Raw genomic sequence first — 25,504 nt, 5'->3', positions numbered from 1 at the left:
CCTGCTTCCTTCACCGCCCTCCTGCCATCAAGGCAGGCCCTGCGGCATGGACCGCGATACACACTGGACTTTTCCGAAGCCGCCACGGCACCAGTTCCCCATGTGGGAGAGAAGGCGCTCGGGCTGCGGAGACAGCGCCTCCAGGAGGTGGACGGAGCGGCCGCAGGACATCGCGAGCAAAGGCAGACATGAGCCCACTGACACTTGTCATTCTAACGATGGCCGCCCGCGCCAGCCCCGTCCCAGCTCAGGCGGAGGGCACCTTCTGAAGCCACCGCCCGAGCACCTCGGCCGAATTGGCGTGCTGCTCAATCCACTGCGGCACCATGCCCGAAGACACGGAAACGAGCTCCTCGTCGGTCATCAGCATGGGCACGAGCAGACCCACGGGAGGGCCGGCACCGAGCTCCACGTGTCCGGCCCAGGCGAGCGCCACGGCCTTCATGCCCAGAGGACCGGTGGGCTCTCCGAAGCGCACGCGGTGCTCGGGGGCCCAGGGGGGCTCCTCGGGGGACCGCGCGTGCAGCATGCGCCCGATCAAGGACAAGCTCTCGGCGATCATCGGGTGGTGGGTGGGCAGGTTGAGGAGGAACTCCAGGTGGGCGGAGTCCTGCTCGACGGAGCCCCGAGGCTGGAGAACCCGGCCGATGCCACAGGTCATGGTGACGAAGCGGCCATTCTGGCTGCGCAGCACGAGCACCTCATGGGGTGGCTGCGGAGCCGGGAGGTTGTCGCGGGAGACGGAGGCCACCTTGCGCAGGCCCTTGGCCTCCATCTGGGAGAGAAGCAGTTGCCGATAAGCGGGAAAGGGCATGGGCCCACCCGAAACCGAGGCCGTGCGAGCCCACACGTCGGCCAGCCGCGGCACCGGGGCCACCGGGACGAGCTGCAATCCCCTGCCCCCTGGCTGCACACGGTAGCGAGCGGCGAACGCCTCCGAGAGGCCAGGGTTGTCCACCTCCAGGGGGAAGGCGCCCACGGCGACGCCCAGGGGAACAACGAGCTCCTCGCCATCGGCCAAGAGACGGTTGCCGTGCAGCATGGTGTGGCAGGCCAGCAATACGGCCTCCTGGGCGCGCGAATAGGCCTCGCCCTCCGGGAGCCCGGGGCCCGAGGAGGGCGCGGACACATCCGGCAGATCCGCCACGTCCATGCCATACGAGGACAGCATTCCCTGCGACTCACCCAGGTCGAGCCAGGCCCCGAGGGAACGGCAGCGCAGGTCCTCCGGCGCCCCGAGCCGCCGCAGCCACTCCCGAGCATCAAAGAGAACCTGCCCAGCGCGGTGGACAACGACAGCATGCGCGGTGCCCGCCTGAATCAACTGTTGGGCCAGCTTGCCGAACACCCGCAGCGTGCCCTCGGGGCCGAGCGCATCCGGGTGGTTGGGAGCGATGTGCCGCAACTTCAGGCCCATGCCCACACCGCCCAGGAGCGTGAGGAAGCCGGCACCGGGCGGCAGGTCGGGAGACACGAAGCGCCGGTCGAGCCCCGTCACAGGCAGGGGACCCTGGCCCACGAGGAGCCGGACGGACTGGGAGCCGCCCAGGTTGAGCATGGGGGAGGGAGAGAATTCGAGGCGAGCGCCCAGCGGCTCGAGCAACTCGGGCGACAGGAGCTTCCGGATGCCCGCGCGCCCCGGCTCCGGAGCCTGTGCCAACAGCAGGGTGAGTGCGCCCAACTCCATGGCCGTCGCCACCACCTGCTCCAGAGGAGGCGGCGCATGACCGAGGGCCGAGTCCTGCGCCTCGAGCAACGAGTCCGCCGCGACCTCCGAACCCGGAGCAGGCTGGAGCGCGCGAGCCCTCCAACCACCACGCGGGTGGGGCTCAATCTCAGTCACGAGCACGCGCATGGAGGGCACCGGCTCGAGACCCGCGCGACAGGCGGAGCGACCAAAACGCAGCTGCGGTCCGCCTTCCAGCTCGAGCGTGCCGACACCATCGCCCCTGTCGAAGGAGACGATGACGGCCGGTCCCGGGGAGGGAGGGACCTCGCGCTGCGCCTCACCCGGGGTAGCCGCCTCCGTGCCTGGCTCCTTCTTGCGGCCCTTCAACCAGTCCATCAAACCCATGTCGCCTCCACGTCGAGCAGCGACTCGGGAGCATAGAGGCGGGAGCCTGGAGCCGCATCAAACCGGCGTGCCGTGACTCGCGGAGAGCGAACGCCGATCCACCTTGCCAGCACTGGTGCGAGGCAGGGCCGGGAGGAAGCGCACCGAGCGAGGCTGCTTGTAGCGGGCGAGCCGACCCTGACAGAAGTCGAGCACCTGGGCCTCGGTGAGGTCCGCACCGGGGCGCGCCACCACGAGCGCACGCGGCACCTCGCCCCACTTGGAGTCCGGCACACCAATCACACACACCTCGGCGATCTCAGGGTGTGCGGCGAGCACGTTCTCCACCTCAGAGGGGTAGATATTCTCTCCGCCGGAGATGATGAGGTCCTTGCTGCGGCCGACGATGCTGAAGCACCCGTCCGCGTCGCGCCGGGCGAGATCTCCAGTGTGGAGCCAGCCGCCAGCGAAGGTCTTCGCGGTCTCCTCGGAGCGGCGCCAGTAGCCAGCGCACAGGTGAGGCCCGCGCAGGAGCAACTCACCCTCCTCGCCATCGCCCTCGATCCGGGCCTCCACATGGAACAGGGGCACGCCGACGGCGCCGGGCTTGCGGCGCACATCACCTGCGGGAAGCCAGAAGTTGTTGGGCCCAGCCTCGGTGAGGCCATAACCCGTCTTGAAATCAATGCCACGAGCGAAGAAGCGCTCGAAGACGGGCTGGGGACAAGGAGCGCCGCCGCTGACGATCAACTTGAGGCGAGAGAAGTCCACCGAGTCAAAGCGCGGGTGGCGCTGCATCTCGATGAACATGGTGGGCACGCCGAAGAAGAGGTTGATGGCGCCGCGGTGGATGAGGTCGAAGACCTGCTCAATGGCGAAGGCGCGGGCGACAACGGTGGTGCCCCCCACATAGACGAGGGGGGTGGTGAAGACGTTGAGGCCACCGGTGTGGAAGAGGGGCGCGTTGAGGAGCGCGGTGTCGTCAGCAGTCAGGCCCCAGCTCACGACGGTGTTGGCCGCGTTGGCGGTGATGGAGCGGTGGGTGAGAATGGCGGCCTTGGGGATGCCGGTGCTGCCACCGGTGTAGCAGAGCACCCACGGCTCCTCGGGCTCGATATCCACATGAGGCAGGGGCGCGTCCGACAGAGAGTCCCGGTGGCTGAACGGGATGTCCTCGGGCTTGCGGGCGGACGACTCCTCCAGGTGGACGAAGTTCCGGATGCCGCGGGCGAGGGGGCGGACGGCCTCGACCTGAGACTGGAAGTCGGGGCCGTGGACGAGGACGACGGGCTCGGCGTCGGCGAGGAGGGAGGCGAGCTCGGGGGAGCTGAGACGCCAGTTGAGGGGCTGGAGGATGGCGCCGAGCTTGCCGCAGGCGAAGAGGAGATCGAGGAACTCGGTGCAGTTCATCGCGAGCACGGCGACGCGGTCGCCGCGGCGGACACCGAGGACGTCATGGAGGAGACGGGCGGTGCGGTTGGCGGAGGAGTTCCACTCGCGCCAGGAGATGCGGCGGTCACCGCGGAGGGAGTCGAGGAGAGCGATGCGCTCGGGAGCGAGCGAGGCCCTGCGGGCAAGCCAGTCATGGACGATGGGCACGAGACACTCCGTGACGCCAACAGAGAAAGGAAGACACCAACCCTCGGACACCAACCCTCGGACAACACCCCTCTCCCGCCGGGAGAGGGACGGGGTGAGGGTATATCGATTCCCGGGTTCAACCCTCTCCCTCTGGGAGAGGGACGGGGTGAGGGTAGACCGGAGCCTACCGGGACGAAAACCGAAAGTCCCTGAGCCCCCGGTGCGCTGGCCGTGAACCTGCCGCACGACTACCGTTGCCGCACCTCACCAGACGCCCGATGCGCCCCCTCCCATTCTGCCTCGCCCTGCTGCTGTCCACGGCCGCCCTGGCCGGCCAACCCACCCTCTCACCCACGCGCTTGCGAGCCCTGGAGACAGAGCTGCTGAACGCAGTGCGCCAAGTGCCCTTCGACCAGGTGCTCGACTGGAGACACAAAGGCGAGCGCATCACGCACCCACCGAACGTGGACGTGGCGGTCATCGAGCTGGACGCGGAGGGGCGCCCGGTGGCGGTGGCGAACGTGCTGCTCTCGAGGGACTACCCGAAGGGGCAAGCGGTGCCCATCGACGCACAAACACTGGGAACCCAGGCGGTGCGCTTCACGCGGTGGGACCTGGAGCGCTGGGACGGACAGAAGGGCTGGGCGGACGCTCCAGCCGAGGACGACCTGGTACCCGGACGCGAGCAGGTGCCGCTGCGCTTCATGGCGCCCTACCCCGCGTCACTCTTCAAGATCCTCATCGTGTACGGAGTGATGAAGCTCGTGGACCGGGGTGAGCTGACGCTGGACACGCCGTACCGGTTCATGCGGGACACGGTGGACAAGGGCGAGCGCCCGTTGCGGGGCTGGCTGGAGCCGATGATCGTCGAGTCGGACAACGGCGCGACGGAGGCGCTGGTGAAGCTGCTGCACGAGCGGGGGGCGATGGAGAGACTGAACGCGGAGTACGCGGCGCTGGGGCTCGGAACACTGCAGGTGAACGGGACGTCGCCGGTGACGGGGAGGAACTGGCAGCCGGGGAGCATCCACATGACGGCGCTAGACACCGCGCGGCTGTTCCTGCTCATCAACGGGGGGCCGGGGGTGCTGTGGAGGACGCGGGAGGGACGAGCGGTGACAGCGGCGGAGCTGTCGGAGCCCTCGCGGAACTTCCTGAAGAAGCTGCTGGCGGACCAGGGATACGCGGAGGGCTTGAGCTCGACGCTGGTGTGCGGAGACGCGAACGTGCGGCCGGGAATCCCGACAGCGGTGCCGTCGAGGTGGCTGGCGGCGGACGGGACGGCAACCGTAGGGGTAACGGCGTTCAAGCGGGACACGCGACCATGCAACGCGGCAGCGGAGGTGGAGTTCCTGCACAAGACGGGGCAGACGGAGAACTACGGGAGCGACGCGGGAATCGTGCGGGCCTTGCCGGGCAAGGAGCCGAGGCACTACGTCATCGCGTTCCTGTCGAACCTCGGCTACCGCTACTACGACGAGGGGGTGGCGGGGACGGCGAACTTCTCTGACGAGGAGAACGGCTTTCCCGGCACGGTGACGGCGATCGGCTTCACGCAGAGCATCGCGGAGCTGGGCCGCCGGGTGGACGAGGCGATGAAGCAGCGGAGCCATGGGAGGCGTTGACTCCTGCGGTCACCCACCAGGGCAGGACGATTCAGGTAGTCACCAGGGATGGGACTCGGCTATCCTGCTCGCGGACGAGAGAGAGAACCCATGGACGAGGAGTCACTCCGAAGGAAGCTGGCCGCCATCGAGACCCTCTTCGCCGGAGCCTCCACCCTGGGGGAGCGCGAGGCCGCTGAAGCCGCGCGTGAGCGCATCCTCGCCAGGCTGAAGGCCGCCAACGAGGCGCAGCCAGCGGTGGAGTACCAGTTCTCACTGGCGGACGAGTGGCAGCGCAGACTCTTCGTCGCCCTGTTACGCCGGTACCGTCTGGAACCCTACCGCTACCGGGGGCAGCGGCGCACCACTGTCATGGTGCGGGTGCCCGAGCGTTTCGTGAAGGAGACCCTCTGGCCTCAGTACCAGCAGCTCGCCGCGACCCTGCGTGGCTGGCTGGACGAAGTGGCCGATCGCGTCATCCGTGAAGTGCTTCAAGCGGAAGGAGGCGGGCTCGAGGAGAAGGTCGCCAGCCCACGGCTGGGCCCCGGCGGCAGTGGGCCCGCGACACCTGCTGACTGAGCACCTCGGCTCCCGGGTCTCGGAAGCGGGCCACCTCCGCGCCTCACGGCACCAGCACGAGCTTGCCCACGGTGGAGCCGGACTCCAGCGCGCGGTGCGCCTCCGCCACGCGCTCCAGCGGGAAGCGCGTGACGGGAGGCGAGGTGATGCGGCCCTCCTCCACCCAAGCGAGCAGCCGCGCCATGGCCTCCGCGAGCACGTCGCTGCGCTCGAACAAATAAGAGAGGTTGAAAGCAAGGACGCTCGTGTTGTCGTTGGTGAGCGAGAGCGGATCGAACCGGGGGGTGCGCAGGAAATCCGCGGCGAGCTTCACCCAATTCGGCCGGCCGCCCTGGCGCGGCAACATGGAATGAAAGCCATAGATGACGAGCTTGCCGGGCCGAGCGAGGTGTCGGTAGCTGTCGCGCAGCGTGGAGACGCCATTGGCATCGAGCACGACGTCATAACCGCGGGGAGCGGCCTGCTCGGCGGCGCGCCAGAGGTCCTCGCGACTCTTATCAATGACGACGTCAGCGCCGAGGGCCCGCGCGGTCTCCACCTTGTGACTGGAGCCGACGACGCCCACGGTACGGCAGCCGGCGATGCGCCCCAGTTGCAGCAGGGCGCCGCCCACGCCGCCCGCGGCCGAGTGCACGAGCAACGTGTTACCCGGGCGCGGGTGGGCCAGCTCGAAGAGGGCGTAGTAGGCGGTGAGGAAGACGGTGGGAAAGCCCGCGGCCTGGGCCATGTCGAAGCGCGCGGGCAGAGGGAACACCTGGTGCCGAGGCACTGCGACGTGGGAGGAGTAGCCCCCGAAGCGCGTGACGCCGAACACCCGGGCGCCCACGGCGAGGTCCGTGACGGCGGAGCCTACCGCGGAGACGGTGCCGGCGAACTCGAAGCCCGGGGTGATGGGCCAACCGACGTACTCCTTGGCCGAGGCATACAGCCCCATACGGATGACGCAGTCGGCGTAGTTGACGCCAATGGCCTCCGTGGTGACGACAACCTCGTCAGGAGCAGGCGTAGGGTCTGGCTGTGTCTGGAGCGTGAGCCGGTCGTAACCGCCGGCGCGGGGGATGACCACCTTGCGCATGGCCCAGACATACCCCCTCTCCCGGGCACAAACTTCGGCAACTGGTCCGATGGTCGGACCAGTTCGCGCCGCCCGAGGCCGGAGGGTCCTCCCGCCTCAGACTGAATCCGGGTCGAACGGAAGACCCATGGGAGCGGCGGCATCGGCCACCGGCTGCTCGCTCCCCAGGGCCGGAGCCGGCGCCGGAGCAGGAGCGGCCTCGTCAGCGAACGGGAGTCCCTGGGACCGAACCTCCTCCGCGAGAATCACGGAAGGCTCCACCGCCACGGGCTCCGAGGCACTTGGTGGCACGGCCTCGGCCCCCGGCTCGGGCACGAGGTTGGCGATGTCATCCATGCTCGCGACGAACGCATTGGCGCCCGCGTCGCCGAGGTCCACGCCCCCCTGCTCGAGGTTCTCGATGTCCTCCATGCTGGCGAAGAACGAGTCCGCTCCCGGATCGCTGTAGACCTCCTCTTCCTCCCCGAGCGCATCCTCCGCTGCCTGGAGCGCGGACAGCTCCGCCTCCATCCAGTTGTCGTCCTCCGGCCCTGCCTCCACCTCGGACTCACCGTCTACCTGGAGCGCGGACAGCTCCGCCTCCATCCAGTTGTCCTCCACTCCAGCCGCCGCGGCCTGCTCCGCCGCGGCCCGTTCCAGCGCGGCTGCCTGCTCGGCCCTGGCACGCTCCGCACGAGACACGGACTCGTACACATTGGCCCGAGCCAGGTGCGCGAGCGAAACCCCCGGCTTGTCCGCACCGGTGTCCGGGAGCGCCTCTTTCGCGGCGTCCTTGCCCCCCTTCAGGTCCACGAGGTCCCGCTGGGCGGTCTCGTACCCGTCGGAGAGCGTGAGCTGGGCCCGGAGCGCCCCGCTCTCGGCCTCCTTCTGCGCGCGCTCGGCCTCGAGTGCCTCCAGCTCCGCGCGGTACTTTGCATTGAGGGCCTCCAGCGCCTGTTCCTCGGTCATCAGCGCCGGGTCGTCGACCCCGGCGTGCTTCTCGACGGCCTCGACGCGATTCTGGGCCTCGATGCGCCGCTGGGCCTCGATGACGCTCGCTGTCTGGACGAAGGGGCTGAATCCAATCCTTCGGATGCTCATGGAAGGTCCTCGCTGGGCGCACGGGGGGTGCTTCGTCCTCTATTGTCGCAGCGAGAGGGCCCAGGTTGCGACCCCCCCTGAAAAAGGGGGCGGACCCGGGCCCATCACACGCAGTAGCCTGGGGTCTCTACCCGCACAACCCGTTCAGCCGGAGGCCGAGATGTCGTCCGTGCCCAACCACTACAAGCACAACCTGCGTGACCTGAACTTCAACCTCTTCGAGTTCCTGGACATCGGGCGAAGCTCGCTGGGCAAGGCGCCCTTCGGGGACTTCGACGAGACGGCGGCGCGGCAGACGCTGGAGACGTTCGCCGAGGTGTGTCTGAAGGAGATGGCGCCGAGCTTCACCGAGCCCGAGCACAACCCGCCGAAGCTGGTGGACGGAACGGTGACGCTGCCGCCGGGCATCCAGAAGGCGCTGACGGCCTATCACGAGTCGGGGATGAGCCAGCTGGAACTGCCGGTGCACCTGGGAGGAATGGGAGCCCCCCCCTCGCTGGGCTGGGCGGCCTTCGAGCTGATGGTGGGGGCCAACCCGGCGGTGGCCTTCTATACGCTGGGCGGCATCCTGACGCGCGTCATCGACAAGCTGGGCACGGACTCCCAGAAGAAGCGCTACCTGCCGGCGATGATGGAGCGGCGCTGGGTGGGGACGATGGTGCTCACCGAGCCGGACGCGGGCAGCGACGTGGGCGCGGCGCGCACCAAGGCGCGGCACGTGGGGGGCGACGTCTGGGAGATTGAAGGCGTGAAGCGCTTCATCACCAGCGCGGAGACGGACAACACGGAGAACATCGTCCACATGGTGCTGGCACGGCCCGAGAACGCGGGGCCGGGAACCAAGGGGCTCTCGCTCTTCATCGTGCCCAAGTTCTGGGTGGAGGAGGGCGGCGCACTGGGCGAGCGCAACGGCGTGGTGTGCACGAAGATTGAAGAGAAGATGGGGCTGAAGGGCTCGGTGACGTGCGAGCTGACCTTCGGTGACGGCAAGCCGGCACGCGGCCTGCTGCTGGGCGAGGTGCACGACGGCATCCGTCAGATGTTCCACATCATCGAGCAGGCGCGCATGGCGGTGGGCATCAAGTCCATGGCCACGGTGTCCACGGCGTACCTCAACGCGCTGGAGTTCACGAAGGACCGCAAGCAGGGGGCGGACCTGCTGCAGGCGCGCGACGCCAAGGCCCCACGCGTGAGCATCATCCACCACCCGGACGTGCGGCGGATGCTGATGGCGCAGAAGGCGCACGCCGAGGGCATGCGGGCGCTGTGCCTCTTCACCGCCGCCATCCAGGACCAGGTGGAGCTCAGGGGTGGGCACCGGGCGCTGGAGGCCGCCGAGTACGACTCGCTCAATGATCTGCTGCTGCCGCTGGTGAAGGGCTACTGCTCGGAGAAGGGGTACGAGCTGCTGGGCGTGGCGCTGCAGTGCCTGGGGGGCTCGGGGTACCTGAAGGACTACCCGATGGAGCAGTACATCCGGGACCAGAAGATCGACACGCTGTACGAGGGCACCACGCACATCCAGGCGTTGGACCTGCTGCTGCGCAAGGTGGCGAGGGATGGCGGGGCGACGCTGCAACAGTTGCTGGGGAGGGTGCGCGCGACGGTGGAGTCAGGCGAGGGCGGCAAGGAGCTGGAGACCGAGCGCGCGGCACTGGGCAAGGGGCTGGCGGACCTGGAGACGATGCTGGGCACGCTGCTGGGGAAGCTGGGCGAGTCCGTCTACCACGTGGGCCTGCAGGGCAACCGGGTGCTGCTGGGGCTGGCGGACCTCGTCATTGGCTGGCTGCTGGTGCGGCACGCGGCGGTAGCGCTGGAGCGGATGAAGGAGAACCCGGGCGACAAAACCTTCTACGTGGGCAAGCTCGCCAGTGCGCGCTGGTTCTGCCGCGAGGTGCTGCCGGGGCTCGCCCACGCCGCGCGCATGGTGGAGCAGGGCACACTGGACCTGATGGAGGTACCCGAAGAGGCCTTCTAAGCCCCTGCCCTGCGCATCAACCCCTCTCCCTCTGGGAGAGGGACGGGGTGAGGGTATGGATCGCGAGCCGCCCCCGTGTGCCTGGCCGCCTGCAGAACAAGCTGTGAGCCACAACCCTCCAGGTATCCGGCGTCGGACCCAGGTGTTACACCGGGCCTCACATGGACGAGCAGCAGGGAGAACAGGGCCGCAAGGCGCCGCGCCCCCAGAAGAAGCCGAGGAAGGTCTCTCCTCGCTATCTGGAGAACGCGGCGCTGCACTACCTGAAGCGGTACGCGGCGACGGGAAGCCAGCTCAAGCGAGTGCTCCTGCGCCGGGTGGACCGGTCCATCAAGAGCCACGGTGGAGACCGGACTGAGGCGCTCGGCTGGGTGGACGCACTCATAACCCGGCTCACGAGCAGCGGGCTCATCAACGACGAGGCCTACGCGGGGATGAAGGCGCACTCGCTGCGCAGCTCGGGCCGCAGTGCGCGGGTCATCGCGCAGAAGCTGCGGATGAAGGGCGTGGCGGCGGACGTGGTCGCGAAAAAACTGGCGGACGCCACGGCGGAGCTCTCCGAGGAAGAGGCGGCGAAGATCTGGGCGCGGAAGAAGCGGCTGGGCCCCTTCCGGACCAATGCGAAGACCCGGGAGGAGAACCGCCAGCGGGACATGGCCGCGCTGGCGAGAGCAGGCTTCTCCTTCGGAATCGCGAAGAAGATCATCGACTCCACGCCGGGCTGAGGGCGCTCAGGCGAAGCGAACAGCGTAGATAGGCGGAAGGTGCGCGGAGAGGTGCATCCAGGAGTCTCCGCCGTTCTCGGAGACCCAGAGCGAGCCGGTGCTGCTGCCGAACGCGAGCCGCTCGCCCGAGGCGTCCACGTCGAGCGCGTGGCGCAGGGTGAGATCATAAGCGTGCTCCTGGGGCAGACCCTCGCGAAGCACCTCCCAGCTCTTGCCACCGTCGCGCGTGCGAGACACGACGACACGACCATCGACGGGGAAGCGCTGCTCATCCTTGATGGCGGGGACGCGCCAGGCGATGTCCGGGTTGGACGGGTGGGCCGCGATGGCGAACCCGAAGACGCTCGGAGCGCTCTCGGGGATGGACACCCAGCGGCTGCCCGCGTCATCGGAGCGGAAGACACCGTTGTGGTGCTGCGCCCAGAGTCGCTCCGGGTGCGCGGCGCAGCGCGCGAGCAGGTGCGGATCCTGAATGGCGGGATTCTCGCGCAGCTCGGGAGGCATATACGCGGCGACCATGCCCTGGCTCACCTCCCAGTGCTCACCGCCATCGAGCGTGCGCCAGGCGCCGCCGCACGAGACGCCGACGACAAGCTCATTCGGATTCTTCGGGTGCGGACAGATGGAGTGAATGCCCGGCAAGTCCGTGCCACCACCGAACCACTGCTTTCGCAGCGGATGGTCCCAGAGGCCACGACACAGCTCCCAGAACTGACCGCGATCGTGAGAGCGGAAGAGTCCTCCTCCGACCGTGCCGCACCAGAGGGTGCCGTCCACGACCTCGAGCGCCCAGATCTGCTCGACGCGCCAGGGCCAGGGCTTGCCATCGGGGAGGTTCTCCTCGAGTCCCTCCGGCTTCTTCGGGAAGGCGGGGGCAGTCACCTCATCCCAGCGCTGGCCACCATCGGAGGAAGCGCGCAGCTTCACGCCGAAGTGACCCAGGTAGAGGGCGGCATAGAGGGTGCCATCCGAGGGGGACTTCGCGACCAGCGAGACCGGGTCTCCGAGGAAGGAGGTCTGGGCGATGCTCCAGCGACCATTGGAGCGCCGGAGCTCGAAGAGTCCCTTGCGAGTAGCGACGAAGATGCGATCCGACATGATCAACCCCCTGAGAGAGCCTGCATGACGTAGATGTCGGCGGCCTCGCTGAGCGGCTCTTGCAAGCCCGAGCGGTCGCGAAGCTGACCACCGTTCACGAAGATGACGACGTGATGGCGCAGCGCGCCCTGCTCATCGAGCACGTAGCTCCGCACCAGAGGATGACGGGCAAAGTATTGCTCGAGGGCCTCACGAACGGTGGCCCCACCCACGGGCTCCGAGGGACACGAGACATGACGCTGGAGGCTTGAGGTGAAGGTGACGCGCGGCACGGCGGCGCACCCTAACATCGGAGCGCCGACCGGTCATTTCGCAGCCCTCGTCTGCACCTACCGCCGGAACATGGAGCCGCCCTTCATGACGAAGCGAATCTGGCGCAGCGCGGCAATGTCGCGAGTGGGATCTCCCTCCACGGCGACGAGGTCGGCGAGGAGCCCTTCCTTCACCTGGCCGATGCGGTCCTCCATGTGGAGCATGCGCGCATTGACGGAGGTGGCGGCCTTCAGCACCTGCAAGGGCGCCATGCCATAAGCGACCATGAGCTCCAGCTCGCGGGCATTGTCCCCATGGGGAAACACGCCCACGTCACTGCCGCTGCAGATGGGAACACCCGCGGCGAGGGCAGCGCGGAAGCTGGCGCGCTTCTGCTGGATGGCAGGGGGCTCGGGGTCAGTGCCCTTCTTCCAACCGCCGTACTGGTAGATGGCATCACCGGCGGCGAGCGTCGGGCAGAGGAAGACACCACGCTCGGCCATGAGCTTGAAGACTTCGGGAGTGCCATTGTCACCGTGCTCGATCGTCTCCGCACCCGCGAGCACCGCACGGCGCATGCCCTCGGGAGTGCTGGCATGGACGACGACGGGGCGGCCGCCATCGCGAGCGGTCTGGACGATGAGCTTCATCTCCTCGAGGGAGTAGGACGGGAGCGCTTCACCGCGAGGACCCCAACGGTAATCGCCATACACCTTGATCCAATCAGCGCCCTTGCCCATCTGACCGCGGACGGCGCGGATGAGAGCATCGACACCATCGGCCTCCTCGGCGCCCTGGGGGACGTGCCACTCGGGAGCGAAGCCCTTGGGGGCATAGGAGCCAGTGGCGACAAGAGCGCGGGTGGTGGCGAGCACACGGGGCCCGGGGATGATGCTCTGCTGGATGGCCTGCTTGAGACCGACGTCGGCGTCAGCAGCGCCCTCGGTGCCGAGGTCTCGCACGGTGGTGAAACCGGCGAGGAGCGTATCGCGGGCGTGATTGGTGGCGCGGGCGACGCGGAGGGCGAGGGGCTCGCGGAGCACCTGATCATTCCAGGAGGTCTCGTTGTAGGGGTGAAGAAGGAGGTGCGAATGACCCTCGATGAGACCGGGGATGAGGGTGGTACCGGGAAGCTCGACGACCTCGGTCCCGAGGGGTGCAGTCACCTGGGAGGCAGGCCCGACGGCGGCGATGCGGTCACCGCGGACGAGCACGACCCAGCCCTCCTGGACCTTCGCGGAGACGCCATCGAAGACGCGAGCGGGGCGCAGAAGGAAGACAGTGGAAACGGGAGCGGGAGCCTGAGCGGAGGCCATGGAAGGCACGACGCAGAGGAGCGCGACAAGGAGGGCGAGCAGGAGGCGCATGGAGAGAAAGAAGGAAAGAGGAGCAGGCGAGCGACCTATCACAGGACCCATCTCCCCTCCCCTATCCACCATCTCCCTGCCCCCATCCCCGCCAATATCCCCTCGCCCTCCGGGAGAGGGACGGGGTGAGGGTGCCCGTGCCCGTCTTCCCCACTGTGCACCCTACTCGGAGCTCACTCGTCCTCCTCGACGGCGGAGGCGTCCTTGCCGAAGGGAGGAGCGAACACGCCGGAGAGCTGCCGCTCCTTGAGGTCCTTATCGCGCTCCAAATCGGCATAGGTCATGCCGGGGGACTCAGAGCCGGAACGAGGCGCTGCCTCATCATCGGAATGCCCACGAAAACGCGAGGACAGTTTCTGCCAGATGCTCATGGGGAGACCTCCTGCCGGAGAGGATGCGCACGACAGAAACAAGGCCCGTACCCTCCCCTGGCTGGAGTGCGACCGGGCTCACCACCAGCCAGGAGCCACGAACCGTTTCCACTCCCACTCCTGCAAGTCCAACTCCTGGGCCTCGCGCCACGCGAGAACCTCGGACCGCCAGGTGCGGGAGCCACCGGGAAGGGGCCAGGAGCGGGTGATGGCGGAGCGATGAACGCCGGCATACCCCTTCAACACGAAGCGATTCACCTCGTCGATGACAAGGGGAGACACTGCACCACGAAGCCGTCCTTCCACCATCCGCTGGGCGCGAGTGCGAGCATGCACGAGCGCCTCCTCGGAGACAGGCGTCTCCCGCACCAACAAGAGCCCGAGCATGGGCACGGGACGCTGCTCGAAAGAGGCAGCGAGGAGCCGGTCATGCCCATCGAGCACCACCCACTTCCGCGCGACGGCCAGGTAGAAGAGGAGCACGGGAGGAAGGGAGCCCTCGCGAGCGGACTTGCGCCAGACCTTCAACCGGCCGGAGTCCTCGGGTGAGGGAGGGCGGAGCGAGACGACCCCGCCACACCACTCGAACCGCTGCGAGTGCCTGGGAGAAAGGCCCGCCCCCCCGGTGTCTCCGTAGAACCCCTCGGGCTGCCAGTACTCGCGCCAGAAAGGCTCGAAGCCGAGGGCGCTGGCACCCTGAACGAGGAATGGAGGCTCGAGCGACACACCGGGCCCGGAGGCGGGATCGAGGGGGTAGCGCCGAGCCTCACCGGCCTCCAGCTCCCGCAGGGGACGCAGACACCAGCGCCCAGCGTGGAGCGGCGATGCGGGCGAGGCCTCGAGGTGGCGGACCACATAGCGCATCCAGGCCTCCCACCACCCCGGAGAGCCCGACACCTCGCGGATGGCGCGCACGTCGGCCGCGGAGATGGGAGGAAGGACGCTGTGCACCCAGGCAGGACCGCGAAGGAAGCCACAAGTATCCCAGCCCGACTCCACATGAACCCACAGCAGGGGCTGCGTGCCGGCCATCAACCGCAGGAAGGGAGGGACAGCCTGGACCTGGAGGAAGGGCTGTCGCCACGGTCCCTCGGCGGGCACATCCAGGAGCAGCCCGGGCCCTGCGGTGGACCGCTCCCAGTCGGTGTCATCGGGATGCAGAGCGAACTTCGACGACATGGACGACTCCCCTCCGGGTACACCCCCAGGATACGTGGGCTGTTGCCCGCGCGGAGCATCGTCCGCTCCCATGCCTGGCCGCTCGGATGGAGCGTGCAAAGCGGCACGCTTTGGAAGAAAAACGACGCACACAGCGCGCCGGAGAGGCGCGAAGGACGGTCAGGCGGAAGATGCACGAGGTAACTGCGGGGGCATCCGGGAAGGTGGCGTCGAGGCTGGAGTTGTCTGCGGGAGCGCTGGCGGCGAACGTGGCGACGCTGCGCAAGCTCTCGGCGGACACAGGCGGGCCGAGGGCACTGGGAGCGGTGCTGAAGGGCAACGCGTACGGCCACGGGCTGACGCAGATGCTGCCGCTGGTGCACCCGCTGGTGGACGTCCTGTACTTCATCACGCCGGGGGACGCGCTGATGGTGAGGGCGCTCGAGCAGGCGCGAGGCCTGGAGCGCAAGCAGGTGCTGGTCCTCGGGGCCACGGACGCGGAGGAGGCGGTGGCGCTGGCGCGAGCAGGGGTGGAGGTGGTGGTGGGGGACGGCTCGTGGAGGGAGACGGTGGAGGAGCTGCGGCGGGCGAAGCTGGAGCACCCGCTGCGAGTGCACGTGCACGTGGACACGGGGCTGGGGCGTGAGGGCTTCACACCGGGACAGATTGCCGGGGGAGAGCTGGACTTCCTGCGCGAGGCCTCGGACGTGCTGCGAGTGGTGGGAGCGCTGAGCCACTTCGCGAACACGGAGGACGTGACGGAGCAGACGTACGCCGAATCGCAGCTCGACATCTTCGAGGGCGGACTGATGGCGCTGCGAGCGAGCGTGCCGGTGCAGGAGCCATTGCAGCGGCACATGGCGGCGAGCGCGGCGACGCTGGTGCTGCCGAGGGCGCGGTTCGACGCCCAGCGGGTGGGCATCTCCCTGTATGGCCTGTGGCCGTCGTCGGAGACGAGGCTGTCAGCGCGGCTGGTGTTGGGGAGGGTGCCGGAGCTGAGGCCGGTGCTGTCGTGGAGGTGCCCGAGCCAGGTGGTGAAGTGGCTACCTGCGGGAAGCTACGTGGGCTACGGGTGCACGTACCGGTGCCCCGAGGCGACGCGAGTGGCGGTGCTCCCGGTGGGGTACTTCGACGGGTACGCGCGACTGATGTCGGGGAAGGCGCACGTGCTGGTGAACGGGCGAAGGTGCCCGGTGCTGGGGCGAGTGATGATGAACCACATCATCGTGGACGTGACGAGGGCGACGCACGACGAGCGACCGCTGACGGCGACGCTGATCGGCAAGGATGGGGACGAGCACCTGCACGTGGAGAACCTGGCGGACTGGGCGCAGACGATCCACTACGAGATGACGACGCGGTTGGGAGCGCACCTGCGTCGGGTCGTCGTGCCCTAACCCCAACCAAATCCAACCCAACCAAATCCAATCCAACCAAATCCAATCCACCCCAACAACCCCTCTCCCCTCGGGAGAGGGACGGGGTGAGGGTATCTGAATCCCAGGTTGAACCCGAGTCACGCCCCCTCTCCCTCTGGGAGAGGGCAGGGGTGAGGGTGTTCCCAGACGGCACCCAGAGCACCATTCAAAACAGGAAAAAATCGCATTCAATGTACTCCCCGTGCTATCGGGCCGACTTGGACCCTCTGGGCTCCGCAGTCCCAAGCCCCCCCCACGAGGAGAAGCGATGAACAAGAAGACGCATTGGCTTCGCAGTCAGCTGCACGGCCCTGCCCTGCTGGCACTGGGCACGCTGTGGACAAGTTGTGGACCCGCGACCCTGGACGAGCCCCAGCACGGCGAGCTCGGAACGAGCGAGTCCGCGGCGACGGTGGACCACCGGCCGTTCACGGTGATGACCTACAACGTGCGGCAGGTGAACGCGGACGACACGGGCAGCTACACGTGGACGCAGCGGAGCCCGAACGTCATCAAGCTCATCGCGGCGAGGAACCCGGACATCTTCGGAGTGCAGGAGGCGTCGGCGACAGTCATCCAGAACGACCTCATCACTGCCTTCCAGGCGAACTACGACTACTACAAGCCGCCGAACGGAAGCCCGAAGATGATTTTCTATCGCCGGAGCCGGTTCCAGCTGGCGGCTGGCACGGACGTACAGGGGTACTTCAGCATCGCCAATCCATACACGTCTGGCACGTGCTTCGAGAATGCGAAGGGGCGGACGGCGTCGTGGATCAAGCTGGATGACAAGCTTTCGGGCCGCCAGTATTTCCTCGTCAATTCACACCCGGCGCATTCTGGGAGCTGCGGCCTGGCGCGCGAGAAGAACGCCGAGCAGATCCGAGCCGTCATCACCGAGAAGGCGGCAGGCCGTTCCGTCGTCGTGTTCGGCGACTTCAACTCCGACCCGCAACATCCGAGCTGGGCGGGAGATGACTCCATCTCGCTGCTCGAGACAGGGGGCTCTCCCACCCTCTTCCGCTCGGCGCGGCACACGGGTGAGACCACAGCGAGCACCGCGACCTACAACAGCTCCTGGAAGAGCGCGAGCACGAGCTACACGCGGCTCGACTACATCTTCGTGAGCGGTGGGGACATGACCACGTCGGACCAGCTCATCGACACGAGCACGTACAGCGGCATCACGCCGTCGGACCACTTCGCCGTCATGGCGACGGTCCGTCCCGCCATGTTCCAGGCGGGCTCGACGACGGACACCCAAGGAAACGGGAGCTCGGCGAGCACGCGGCTCTACTTCGCGGACGTGACGGGAGACGGCTGCGCGGACAAGATCTCCTGGAACCCCACGCTGGCGGGGGGAGCCACGCAGGTCTTCCGGTCCAACTGCAACGGGACGTTCGCGGCCGGAGTCGTGAACGACAACGGAACGAGCGCCTCCAGTGGAACGAGCTTCTACTTCGCGGACGTGGATGGGGACGCGTGCGCGGACAAGATTTACTGGAACCCGACCTTCGACACGGGCCACACGCGGGTGTACCTGTCGAACTGTGACGGGACGTTCCGCTGGTCGAACTCGAACGAAAACGGCGGGAGCGAGTCGAGCGCGACCACCTTCTATTTCGCGGACCTGACGGGGGACAAGTGCGCGGACAAGGTGTACTGGAACCCGACGTTCGACTCGGGCCGGGCGCGCATCTACCTGTCGAACTGTGACGGGACCTTCGCCTGGTCGAACACGAACACGGATGCGGGGAGCAGCCAGAACAGCGACGCGCACTTCTACTTCGCGGACGTCACGGGCGACGGCAAGGCGGACAAGATTGTGTGGGACCCCGCGGCGGATTCAGGACGCACGCGCGTCTACGCCTCGAACGGCAACGGTGCATTCACCTTCCTGACGGCGCACACGGGAGGCACGAGCGGCAATGCCGAGACGCGCCTCTACTTCACCGACATCAATGGTGACGGCCACGCCGACAAGCTCTTCTGGCGCCCGGACTATCGCGAGGGCCGCATCCAGGTGTACCTCGGCTCGGCCACGGGCTTCTCGGGCGGCCCGCTGATGGACAACACGGGCTACAGCCAGTCCGCCAACACGCAGTATTTCTTCGCGGACCTCGACGGGAGCGGAGCGGCGGACAAGGTGTACTGGAACTACGGGGCGGGAGACGGCGGCTCCCGCGCCTATCTGTCCCGGTACTGACGCGCCTACTGCCTCAGCTCCGGAGTGCACCCAAAGACAGACATGTCTTCGGTGACAGTGGAGCAGGACCACCCGGGGCCACAGGCCTCGGGGTCCACGGGGTCGCAACTGCGAAAGCAGGTGCTGGCCGTGGGGCTGCCCATCCCGCAAACCTTCCCGGCGGAGCACGAGTCGGGAAGCACGGGATTGCAGACCTGGGCACACCAGAAAACAGCGCGGCCCCGGGACATGCGCATGTTGCAGCGCTCGCCCTCGGGGCACGGGGTGTCTCGGCAATCACCCTGGGAGTCCACCAGACATTGGTACTCGTCGTCCCGGACGCGGGTGCACTGTTGTCCGTCAGGGCACCCGCGCCGCTGACAGTCCGGGAAGCACCCGGGACCGTCGAGGCTGTCGGTACAGACGAAGCCCGCTTCACAGCGCGCACTGCCGTCGAGGGAGCACGGCGCGGAACACACCTGGTTCACGCAGCGCAGGCCCTCGCGGCAGGAGCTCGCGGACGAGACGGGTAATGCATCACACGGCTCGCCCTCGCGGCGCACGCCCTCGGGGGCACAGCGGCGGACGACGATGCCGGTGGCTCCGGTGGTGACGGAGCGACACACGGCCCCGGGAAAGCAGTGGGCGTCCTCCTCGCATTCGGAGGCCATGCACTCGAAGCGGCGCGTCTCGCGGTTGGCCACGCACCCCTGTCCGGCGGGACAGTCCCCATCGGTGCGACAACTCCCACAGTCGAACCCCTCGTCCGCTCGAGAGCAGCGCATCGCCGAGACGGGAAGGCCATCCGGCGCAAGCTCCTGTGAGGCGAGCGGCAGGACGGTGGCGGAAGGAGGTGGAGGTGGAGGCGGTGAAGGAGGTGGCTCGGGAGGAGCACCATATAAAGGGCGAGGCTGCATCCACGAAGGGACGACCTTCACCAGGCGCGAGGCGGAGGAGGCGGCGAAGCTGGCATCGAGCACGGAAGCTCCGTGGAGGAGAGCTCGAGGCCGGGAGGGCTCTTGAGGAAGAGCGAGGGGAGCGGACGGGGAGTCCCACGGACCGGGGCCGGGGGACGCGGTAGCGAGCTGCCAGAGGAAGACCACGACTCCTCCAAAAGCGAACGCGAGCGCGAATTGCTTCGGGCGTGTCCGCTCACGCATGTGCTGCGTCTCTCATGTCATCCCCTCCGTGACGGTGGGCATTTCCATCTCACGGTGCGACGGGCCTCCGGGGCACTCCTCCCATTATCCGTGGGAGGCATGTCCCGGTTCCGCACCAATCTTCATGACCCGATCGCTTCACTCAGCAGGCGTTGATCTCACAACACATGAGGTAGCCCCCATCCGGCGAGCAGCCACAAGGCGAGCAGTTCCAGCATTCCTTCTGCATCGCATAGGCGGCACCTCCTGCGAGAGCTGCTGCAGCACCAATGGCCAACATCCAACGGCGCCAGTACGTCTTCCTGTTCATTTCCATGACGACCTCCGGGCTCACTGCACTCACGGCTGCCCCCCCGCTCACAGCGCGACGCCCTTCCGTCCACGCAGCTCCAGCTCGAACCGGGCCTGCCCGTCCTGCGGCAGGGCCGGGGTGACGACGACGAGCCACCCCCACCCACCTGGCGGGAGCAACCCGGGCCCCATGCGCAGGGCCAGCACCTTCACCTCCCCGCCTCCCTCCGCATGACGCACCCGGACATCGCCAGGCTCCCAGGGCCGCAGCGGATCCGGATTCCTCACGCGCACCACGAAACCGGACAGTCCGCCGGCGTGGAACATGCGCCGCTCCACCTCGAGCCCCGCTCCCTGCGGCCATGCCACCGCCTGGGGCAGCGGCCCGGAGCGCGCGGCGAGTACCAGCATGGACTCCGCGAGCTGTCCGGCCTGGCCCCCACCTCGGCGCGAGCGCCGCTCGGGCCACTCCACGATTCCGCCGCGCGGCGCCCACACGCGCTCGCGCCACACCGCGGACACCACGGTGGATGCCTCGCGCACGCGGGCGGGAGCAGCGTCGTACCGGGAGACGCGCACTTGCACGTCCACCTCGGAGGCGCTGGCGGCGAGCACGAAGGGCACCTCGGTGCCGTCGGAGAGCACTGCGCGCAGCGCCACGTGCTCGCCCGCGGGGAGCTCCTCGCGCGGAGTGACGACGAGGAAGCCATTGCCCACCAGGAGGGGTTCGAAACGTCCGCGCCCGTCCTCCAGGCGCGTGCGCTCCGCGTCCAGGGCGGTGTCGAAACGGATCCGCGTCGCCGTCCTGGCGGCCACGCGTACCTCCTCGGCCCGACCCGTCACCCGGACTGCGCGCAGCCTCGGCTTACGTAAGCCCTGCTGCGCCTCCTGCCCCTCAGCGGAGACACGCGTGGTCAGGAGCAGCATGACGCAGAGAGTCATCTCTGCGAGTCCTGACCTCATGCGTCACCCAACCTACGCAGCAAGGTCGGATATGGGGAGTGCTGAAGTCAGCTCTTCGTACACCCACCAACTCCGACCAGGGGGAGGGGTGCGTGTAAACCGCCACATCACGCATCGCGTCAAGGATCAGCGGGCGCGACGGAGGGGTTGAGAAAGAAAGGGATTGTTTGACCGAAGCGAAAGGCCTGGGTTATCCCATCTGATACCTGAATCACCCATCATCTTTCGAGGGTGTTCAGCGGCAACAACCCCAAGGGAGCGCGCAGATGACCGACAAAGCCCGAGTCGTGGAGTCCCGCAACATCCAGGCGAAGCGGCTCACGATGCACACGCGCATGGCCGGAGAGGAGGGCTTTCCAGTGCTGTTCGTGCATGGCAACTGCTCGTCCTCCGCCTTCTTCGAAAGCCTGCTCTCGCGCCTTCCCGCGGGACTGCGCGGCATCGCACCGGACCTGCGGGGCTACGGGGACACCGAGCCCAAGCCCATCGACGCCACGCGCGGCATGCGCGACCACAGCGACGACGTGCTCTCGCTGATGGACGCACTGGGGCTCGCGCGTGCCCTCTTCGTGGCCCACTCCGCCGGTGCGGGCGTGGTGATGCAGCTGGCCATCGACCACCCGGAGCGCGTGGCCGGCCTGGTGCTAGAGGCGCCCGTCTCTCCGTATGGATTCGGCGGCACGCGTGACGCGGACGGCACGCCCTGCTGGCCGGACTTCGCGGGCTCGGGCGGTGGCACCGCCAACCCCGACTTCGTGCAGCGCCTGGCGAGGAAGGAACGCTCGGCGGAGAGCCAGACGTCTCCGCGCAACGTGATGAACGGCTGCTACGTGAAGCCGCCCTTCAAGGCGCCCAACGAGGAGGCCCTGCTGGACTCGGTGCTCTCCACCCGTGTGGGGGACGCGCACTACCCCGGCACCTTCGAGCAGAGCCCGAACTGGCCGGGCGTGGCGCCGGGCACCACGGGGATGAACAACTCCTTCTCGCCCAAGTACTTCAACCTGAGCGCGTTCGCCTCGCTCTCCCAGAAGCCGGACGTGCTGTGGATCCGCGGCGCGGACGACGTCATCGTCTCCGACACCTCGCTCTTCGACTTCGGCTACCTCGGCAAGCTGGGCGCCATCCCTGGCTGGCCCGGCGAGGACATCTACCCGCCGCAGCCGATGATCCTCCAGACGCGCAGGCTGCTCGAGCGCTATGCCGCCAACGGTGGCCACTTCCGCGAGGAAGTGCTCCCGGACACCGGCCACAGCCCGCACGTGGAGAAGCCCCAGCAGTTCGAGCGGCTCGCCATCCCCTTCCTCCGCGAGCACGCCCGCTGAGTCCCTGTCCCCCCCTCGTAGGAAGAACCCCACATGTGTCGTTGATGGAGGTCATATGAAGATGTCGTTGAAGCTGTCGCTCTCGGCGGCGGCGCTGCTCTCCGCCCCCCTGGCTGGCGCCGCACTGCCCACGGACCTGGCCCCCTACTTCGACGCCAACTCGGCGCCGACCAACAGCTACCGCGTCGTCGGGACGTACAAGCCCCCGAGCTGGTCCTGGGGTGAAATCGAGCTGCTCGAGGGCAAGCAACTCTACCGCTCCGAGAACTACAACCGCCGCACGGAGAAGCTGCGGGACCAGGACACCTTCCAGTCCTCGAGCTACCCGGTGCGGACGTACTTCGGCTCGCTCAACCAGCAGCTCGTCAACGCGTTCAACCTCTATTACGCCAACAGCTGTGCCACGACGGCGGGGAGCACCTGCCCCACCCCGGGCCCCACCCGGCCCGAGGCCCGCTTCGTGCTGCTGCACAAGGGCACGAAGACGGCGGCGCGCACGTGCAACGTGAACCTGACGCCCACGCTGTTGGTGCACGGCGCCATGCAGGACGGCAACGTGTGGCTCTTCCCCAGCGGCAACGATGGGACGGGCAGCGCGTACGGCGGCGCCTCGCAGGTGACGGGCTTCGTCCAGGACCTGGAGAGCAAGAACCGCTGCGTCTACGCCGTCACCTTCGGCAACTTCCACGGCGACAACTTCAGCCAGGCCACCAACGTGGCCAACGCCGTCACGCGCATCAAGGCGCTGCACCCGGGCGTGGCGCGCGTGGACGTGGTGGCGTGGAGCAAGGGCGTGCTGTCGGTGGACGCGTGGCTGACCAACGCACCCACCTGGACGGGCTTCAGCACCACGCGCTTCTTCGAGCGCATGGCGGCGGAGCAGGCCAAGGCGGTGCCGGCGTATGACGACTCGGTGCGCACCTACGTGGCGCTGTCGGGCCCGCACAAGGGCATCGACCTGAACTTCCGCCACCCCATCCACACGCTGACCATCGCCAGCACCTCCTCCAACGCGCCGGTGGGCCGTGGCCCCATGCCGTGGACGTACTTCTCCGCCCTCCAGTGCGTGAACTGGGGGCCGGACGTGCCCTGGTACAACAACCCCTACGCGGAGAGCGTGTGCGAGGGCTCCGGCGGCACCTGGCCGGACTACTTCCGCCGCATCCACATCTCCAACATCACCGGCCTGGACTCCACCGGAAAGCCCGTCACGGGCGGCACGCTGCTCAACCTGAACGTGAACCAGGGCCTGTCCTCGAGCTCCTTCAGCTTCGACGAGTACAACATGAGCCTCTTCGGCAGCGTGAACGACAGCGGCAAGTACGTGAACGCCTACCTGGGCCAGCTCCAGACGGCGGAGGACCTGCGGACCCTCTACCCCATCCCGGACCGCAGCGGCTCCGAGTGGTCCAGCGTGGACCCCGACGAGAACCGGTACTTCCCGTGGGTGGACCAGAAGCTCATCTACAACCCGTACAACCCCTTCATCGCGGCGGGCTACCTGGACAGCACCAACACCCAGTGCAAGGCGACGGCCTTCGATCCCACGGGCAACCCCTGCTACGCCTACCACGCGTACAACACCAACCAGAACCGCGAGGGCTACGACTCGCTGGGCTACGCGAAGTACCGCCTCATCCAGAGCCTGGGCATCGCGGCGGCCAAGGAGATGGGCGGCAAGTTCATCACCCGGCTGTCCGAGCGCGGCCTGGACGCGCGGCTGCCCTCGCTCTACGTCCTCTACGGCAACACGTACGGGGCGAGCACCGACGCGCGCTTCGAGACGGACGGCATGAGCTGCAGCACCTGCTCGGTGAATGGTGACGGCGTGCTCTTCAACGCGAGCATCGCCGCGGTGAACCAGCTCACCCAGGGGTGGACCTCCACCAAGAAGACGGCGGACGCGAAGCAGGAAGGCATGCCCTATGGCCACCTGGAGATGGGCGCGACCCCGGCGGTGTGGAACAAGATCTCCACCCACTTCACCTCGCGCGACTGATGCGCTGATGCGCCGGGGCCCTCCCTCGCCGGGGGGCCCCGCGCAGCAAAGACAACGGCCCCGGCCGCCTCGCATGGGCAGGCCGGGGCCGTCGTGTTTCCAGGCCCGGAGGGCTCAGGCGCCGCGTGCGCCGGCCGCGATGGCCCGCTCGCGCAGCCGCGGCGCACGGGGGCGGGGGACGCCGAGGAGTCCCCCCTCTGGTGTCTGGCTTTACGGCTGAGAGCCGCCGCCGGACTCCAGGCCCTCGAGGAACGCGAGCACCTGCGCGTTGTAGTCCTGGGGGCAGTCCATCTGGACGGTGTGGCCGCAGCGGTCCAGGCCCACCCGCTTCGAGCCGGGGATGTTCTCGTGGCCGTAGCGCATGATGTCGCCCACCTCGCCCCCGTGAAGGAAGGGGTTGGGGATGAGGCGGTCATCCTCGCCGTAGATGATGAGGGTGGGGACGGAGACGCGGTGGAGGCTGTCGCGCACGAAGTCGTTGTGGGCCAGCCCATTCACGGTGCGCACGTTGGCGTAGGCGTAGGAGTCGAACTCGGGGCTCTTGGCCACGCGCACGCGCTCCTCGATGAGCCAGTCGAGCTCGGGCCGCCAGCGCTCGAAGTTGGACTGGCGCACGCTGCCCCAGATGCCGTACTCGGGCGAGCCCTTGATGAGGGCGGTGCTGAAGGAGCGCTTGAACCAGGCTTTCTCGCGGGGGCTGAACTTCTCGAAGCCGGCGGGGGACGTGAGCACGAGCGCCTTCACGTCCTCGGGGTAGCGCAGGGCGTAGGAGAGCGACGTCTGCCCGCCCATGGAGTGACCCACGAGGATGGGCTTCTGCACGCCGAGCTTCTGGACGAGCTCATGCACCGCATCGCCCATGGCCTCCATGGTGTAGGGGAAGGAGGCGGGCTTGTCGGACTTGCCGTAGCCGGGCAGGTCCACGGCGATGACGCGGTAGCCCTGCGCGGCGAACGCATCGAGCTGGTAGCGCCAGAACTTCAGGTACGAGCCGAGGCCGTGGATGAAGAGGACGGTCTGCTGTCCCGAGGGGTTGAGCTCGACGTAGGCGATCTCCGGCACCTCCTTCAGACCGTAGGCGGAGGTGGTTTCGCCCAGGGCGAAGCGCTGGACCGGCCAGGGCTTGCCGTCGGGGGAGGAGTAGTCGAAGTCCTGGAAGGACAGGGGCGGGCGCGCGTTGTACGAGGTGACGCACCCGGTGGAGAGGCTCGCGAGCGCGAGCAGGCCCAGAGCACGAGTCTTCAT

19 protein-coding genes are annotated in these 25,504 nt (G+C 68.0%); 8 read left to right on the top strand and 11 right to left on the bottom strand.

The genetic code is table 11. The annotated features are described in order from the left end of the window. Window positions 1-247 precede the first annotated feature (247 nt). A complete protein-coding gene (locus tag OV287_RS01465) occupies window positions 248-2,074 on the bottom strand; it encodes a hypothetical protein (RefSeq protein WP_267532158.1) in 1,827 nt (608 codons plus the stop codon). A gap of 57 nt (window positions 2,075-2,131) precedes the next feature. Further along, the gene (locus tag OV287_RS01460) at window positions 2,132-3,652 is read right to left on the bottom strand and encodes an acyl-CoA synthetase (protein WP_267532157.1); all 1,521 of its coding nucleotides are present in this window, start codon (window positions 3,650-3,652) and stop codon (window positions 2,132-2,134) included. 260 nt (window positions 3,653-3,912) lie between these two features. Here OV287_RS01460 and OV287_RS01455 point away from each other — a divergent pair, with 260 nt between their 5' ends. Both OV287_RS01455 and OV287_RS01450 read left to right on the top strand, forming a co-directional pair. Then, window positions 3,913-5,259, top strand: coding sequence for a serine hydrolase (locus tag OV287_RS01455; RefSeq protein ID WP_267532156.1), 1,347 nt, complete (start codon window positions 3,913-3,915; stop codon window positions 5,257-5,259). Between the two features lie 90 nt (window positions 5,260-5,349). Continuing rightward, window positions 5,350-5,817: a hypothetical protein gene (locus OV287_RS01450; protein WP_267532155.1), complete on the top strand. Its 468-nt coding sequence runs from the start codon at window positions 5,350-5,352 to the stop codon at window positions 5,815-5,817. 43 nt (window positions 5,818-5,860) lie between these two features. Here the strand turns inward: OV287_RS01450 and OV287_RS01445 are convergent, their stop codons facing one another. Together OV287_RS01445 and OV287_RS01440 are read right to left on the bottom strand one after the other, a co-directional pair. Then, a complete protein-coding gene (locus OV287_RS01445; protein ID WP_267532154.1) occupies window positions 5,861-6,892 on the bottom strand; it encodes a synaptic vesicle VAT-1 family membrane protein in 1,032 nt (343 codons plus the stop codon). A 96-nt stretch (window positions 6,893-6,988) separates the two neighbouring features. Next, window positions 6,989-7,972: a hypothetical protein gene (locus tag OV287_RS01440; protein ID WP_267532153.1), complete on the bottom strand. Its 984-nt coding sequence runs from the start codon at window positions 7,970-7,972 to the stop codon at window positions 6,989-6,991. Window positions 7,973-8,132: 160 nt separating this feature from the next. Here OV287_RS01440 and OV287_RS01435 point away from each other — a divergent pair, with 160 nt between their 5' ends. Further along, a complete protein-coding gene (locus OV287_RS01435) occupies window positions 8,133-9,950 on the top strand; it encodes an acyl-CoA dehydrogenase (RefSeq protein WP_267532152.1) in 1,818 nt (605 codons plus the stop codon). Between the two features lie 161 nt (window positions 9,951-10,111). Then, window positions 10,112-10,675: a regulatory protein RecX gene (locus OV287_RS01430; RefSeq protein WP_267532151.1), complete on the top strand. Its 564-nt coding sequence runs from the start codon at window positions 10,112-10,114 to the stop codon at window positions 10,673-10,675. Window positions 10,676-10,681: 6 nt separating this feature from the next. On the opposite strand, the gene OV287_RS01425 is transcribed toward OV287_RS01430, so the two are convergent. The 4 genes from OV287_RS01425 to OV287_RS01410 all read right to left on the bottom strand — a co-directional run bounded on the left by OV287_RS01425 (window position 10,682) and on the right by OV287_RS01410 (window position 14,942). Then, the gene (locus OV287_RS01425) at window positions 10,682-11,773 is read right to left on the bottom strand and encodes an exo-alpha-sialidase (protein ID WP_267532150.1); all 1,092 of its coding nucleotides are present in this window, start codon (window positions 11,771-11,773) and stop codon (window positions 10,682-10,684) included. Between the two features lie 2 nt (window positions 11,774-11,775). Next, window positions 11,776-12,045, bottom strand: a complete 270-nt coding sequence (locus OV287_RS01420; RefSeq protein ID WP_267532149.1) for a MoaD/ThiS family protein — start codon at window positions 12,043-12,045, stop codon at window positions 11,776-11,778. Between the two features lie 57 nt (window positions 12,046-12,102). Continuing rightward, complete coding sequence (locus OV287_RS01415; protein ID WP_267532148.1) at window positions 12,103-13,341, bottom strand: metal-dependent hydrolase family protein; 1,239 nt, start codon at window positions 13,339-13,341, stop codon at window positions 12,103-12,105. Between the two features lie 500 nt (window positions 13,342-13,841). After that, window positions 13,842-14,942, bottom strand: a complete 1,101-nt coding sequence (locus tag OV287_RS01410; protein WP_267532147.1) for a hypothetical protein — start codon at window positions 14,940-14,942, stop codon at window positions 13,842-13,844. 170 nt (window positions 14,943-15,112) lie between these two features. On the opposite strand from OV287_RS01410, the gene alr reads away from it, so the two are divergent. Both alr and OV287_RS01400 read left to right on the top strand, forming a co-directional pair. Further along, window positions 15,113-16,318, top strand: coding sequence for an alanine racemase (gene alr / locus OV287_RS01405; RefSeq protein WP_267532146.1), 1,206 nt, complete (start codon window positions 15,113-15,115; stop codon window positions 16,316-16,318). Window positions 16,319-16,607: 289 nt separating this feature from the next. Beyond that, window positions 16,608-18,545, top strand: a complete 1,938-nt coding sequence (locus OV287_RS01400) for an FG-GAP-like repeat-containing protein (protein ID WP_267532145.1) — start codon at window positions 16,608-16,610, stop codon at window positions 18,543-18,545. A gap of 5 nt (window positions 18,546-18,550) precedes the next feature. Here OV287_RS01400 and OV287_RS01395 read toward each other — a convergent pair whose 3' ends face one another. Both OV287_RS01395 and OV287_RS01390 read right to left on the bottom strand, forming a co-directional pair. Then, window positions 18,551-19,504 carry a hypothetical protein gene (locus OV287_RS01395; RefSeq protein WP_267532144.1) on the bottom strand — a complete coding sequence of 318 codons (954 nt, stop codon included), beginning with the start codon at window positions 19,502-19,504 and terminating at the stop codon, window positions 18,551-18,553. Between the two features lie 537 nt (window positions 19,505-20,041). Further along, window positions 20,042-20,917, bottom strand: a complete 876-nt coding sequence (locus OV287_RS01390) for a DUF2381 family protein (RefSeq protein ID WP_267532143.1) — start codon at window positions 20,915-20,917, stop codon at window positions 20,042-20,044. Between the two features lie 287 nt (window positions 20,918-21,204). On the opposite strand from OV287_RS01390, the gene OV287_RS01385 reads away from it, so the two are divergent. Both OV287_RS01385 and OV287_RS01380 read left to right on the top strand, forming a co-directional pair. Further along, a complete protein-coding gene (locus OV287_RS01385; protein ID WP_267532142.1) occupies window positions 21,205-22,260 on the top strand; it encodes an alpha/beta fold hydrolase in 1,056 nt (351 codons plus the stop codon). A 55-nt stretch (window positions 22,261-22,315) separates the two neighbouring features. Beyond that, the gene (locus tag OV287_RS01380) at window positions 22,316-24,259 is read left to right on the top strand and encodes an esterase/lipase family protein (protein WP_267532141.1); all 1,944 of its coding nucleotides are present in this window, start codon (window positions 22,316-22,318) and stop codon (window positions 24,257-24,259) included. 210 nt (window positions 24,260-24,469) lie between these two features. Here the strand turns inward: OV287_RS01380 and OV287_RS01375 are convergent, their stop codons facing one another. Further along, window positions 24,470-25,504 carry an alpha/beta fold hydrolase gene (locus OV287_RS01375; protein WP_267532140.1) on the bottom strand — a complete coding sequence of 345 codons (1,035 nt, stop codon included), beginning with the start codon at window positions 25,502-25,504 and terminating at the stop codon, window positions 24,470-24,472.

The organism is Archangium lansingense (genome assembly GCF_026626635.1).
Classification (GTDB): Bacteria; Myxococcota; Myxococcia; order Myxococcales; family Myxococcaceae; genus Archangium; species Archangium lansingense.
Note: the sequence above shows the minus strand (reverse complement) of the source record. Positions and strands in the feature narration are given on the sequence as shown.

Coding starts and splice junctions, on each gene's coding strand:
- OV287_RS01465 (WP_267532158.1), bottom strand. CDS start 2,074: ATGGGTTTGATGGACTGGTTGAAGGGCCGCAAGAAGGAGCCAGGCACG.
- OV287_RS01455 (WP_267532156.1), top strand. CDS start 3,913: ATGCGCCCCCTCCCATTCTGCCTCGCCCTGCTGCTGTCCACGGCCGCC.
- OV287_RS01450 (WP_267532155.1), top strand. CDS start 5,350: ATGGACGAGGAGTCACTCCGAAGGAAGCTGGCCGCCATCGAGACCCTC.
- OV287_RS01445 (WP_267532154.1), bottom strand. CDS start 6,892: ATGCGCAAGGTGGTCATCCCCCGCGCCGGCGGTTACGACCGGCTCACG.
- OV287_RS01440 (WP_267532153.1), bottom strand. CDS start 7,972: ATGAGCATCCGAAGGATTGGATTCAGCCCCTTCGTCCAGACAGCGAGC.
- OV287_RS01435 (WP_267532152.1), top strand. CDS start 8,133: ATGTCGTCCGTGCCCAACCACTACAAGCACAACCTGCGTGACCTGAAC.
- OV287_RS01430 (WP_267532151.1), top strand. CDS start 10,112: ATGGACGAGCAGCAGGGAGAACAGGGCCGCAAGGCGCCGCGCCCCCAG.
- OV287_RS01425 (WP_267532150.1), bottom strand. CDS start 11,773: ATGTCGGATCGCATCTTCGTCGCTACTCGCAAGGGACTCTTCGAGCTC.
- OV287_RS01415 (WP_267532148.1), bottom strand. CDS start 13,341: ATGGCCTCCGCTCAGGCTCCCGCTCCCGTTTCCACTGTCTTCCTTCTG.
- OV287_RS01410 (WP_267532147.1), bottom strand. CDS start 14,942: ATGTCGTCGAAGTTCGCTCTGCATCCCGATGACACCGACTGGGAGCGG.
- alr (WP_267532146.1), top strand. CDS start 15,113: ATGCACGAGGTAACTGCGGGGGCATCCGGGAAGGTGGCGTCGAGGCTG.
- OV287_RS01400 (WP_267532145.1), top strand. CDS start 16,608: ATGAACAAGAAGACGCATTGGCTTCGCAGTCAGCTGCACGGCCCTGCC.
- OV287_RS01390 (WP_267532143.1), bottom strand. CDS start 20,917: ATGACTCTCTGCGTCATGCTGCTCCTGACCACGCGTGTCTCCGCTGAG.
- OV287_RS01385 (WP_267532142.1), top strand. CDS start 21,205: ATGACCGACAAAGCCCGAGTCGTGGAGTCCCGCAACATCCAGGCGAAG.
- OV287_RS01380 (WP_267532141.1), top strand. CDS start 22,316: ATGAAGATGTCGTTGAAGCTGTCGCTCTCGGCGGCGGCGCTGCTCTCC.
- OV287_RS01375 (WP_267532140.1), bottom strand. CDS start 25,504: ATGAAGACTCGTGCTCTGGGCCTGCTCGCGCTCGCGAGCCTCTCCACC.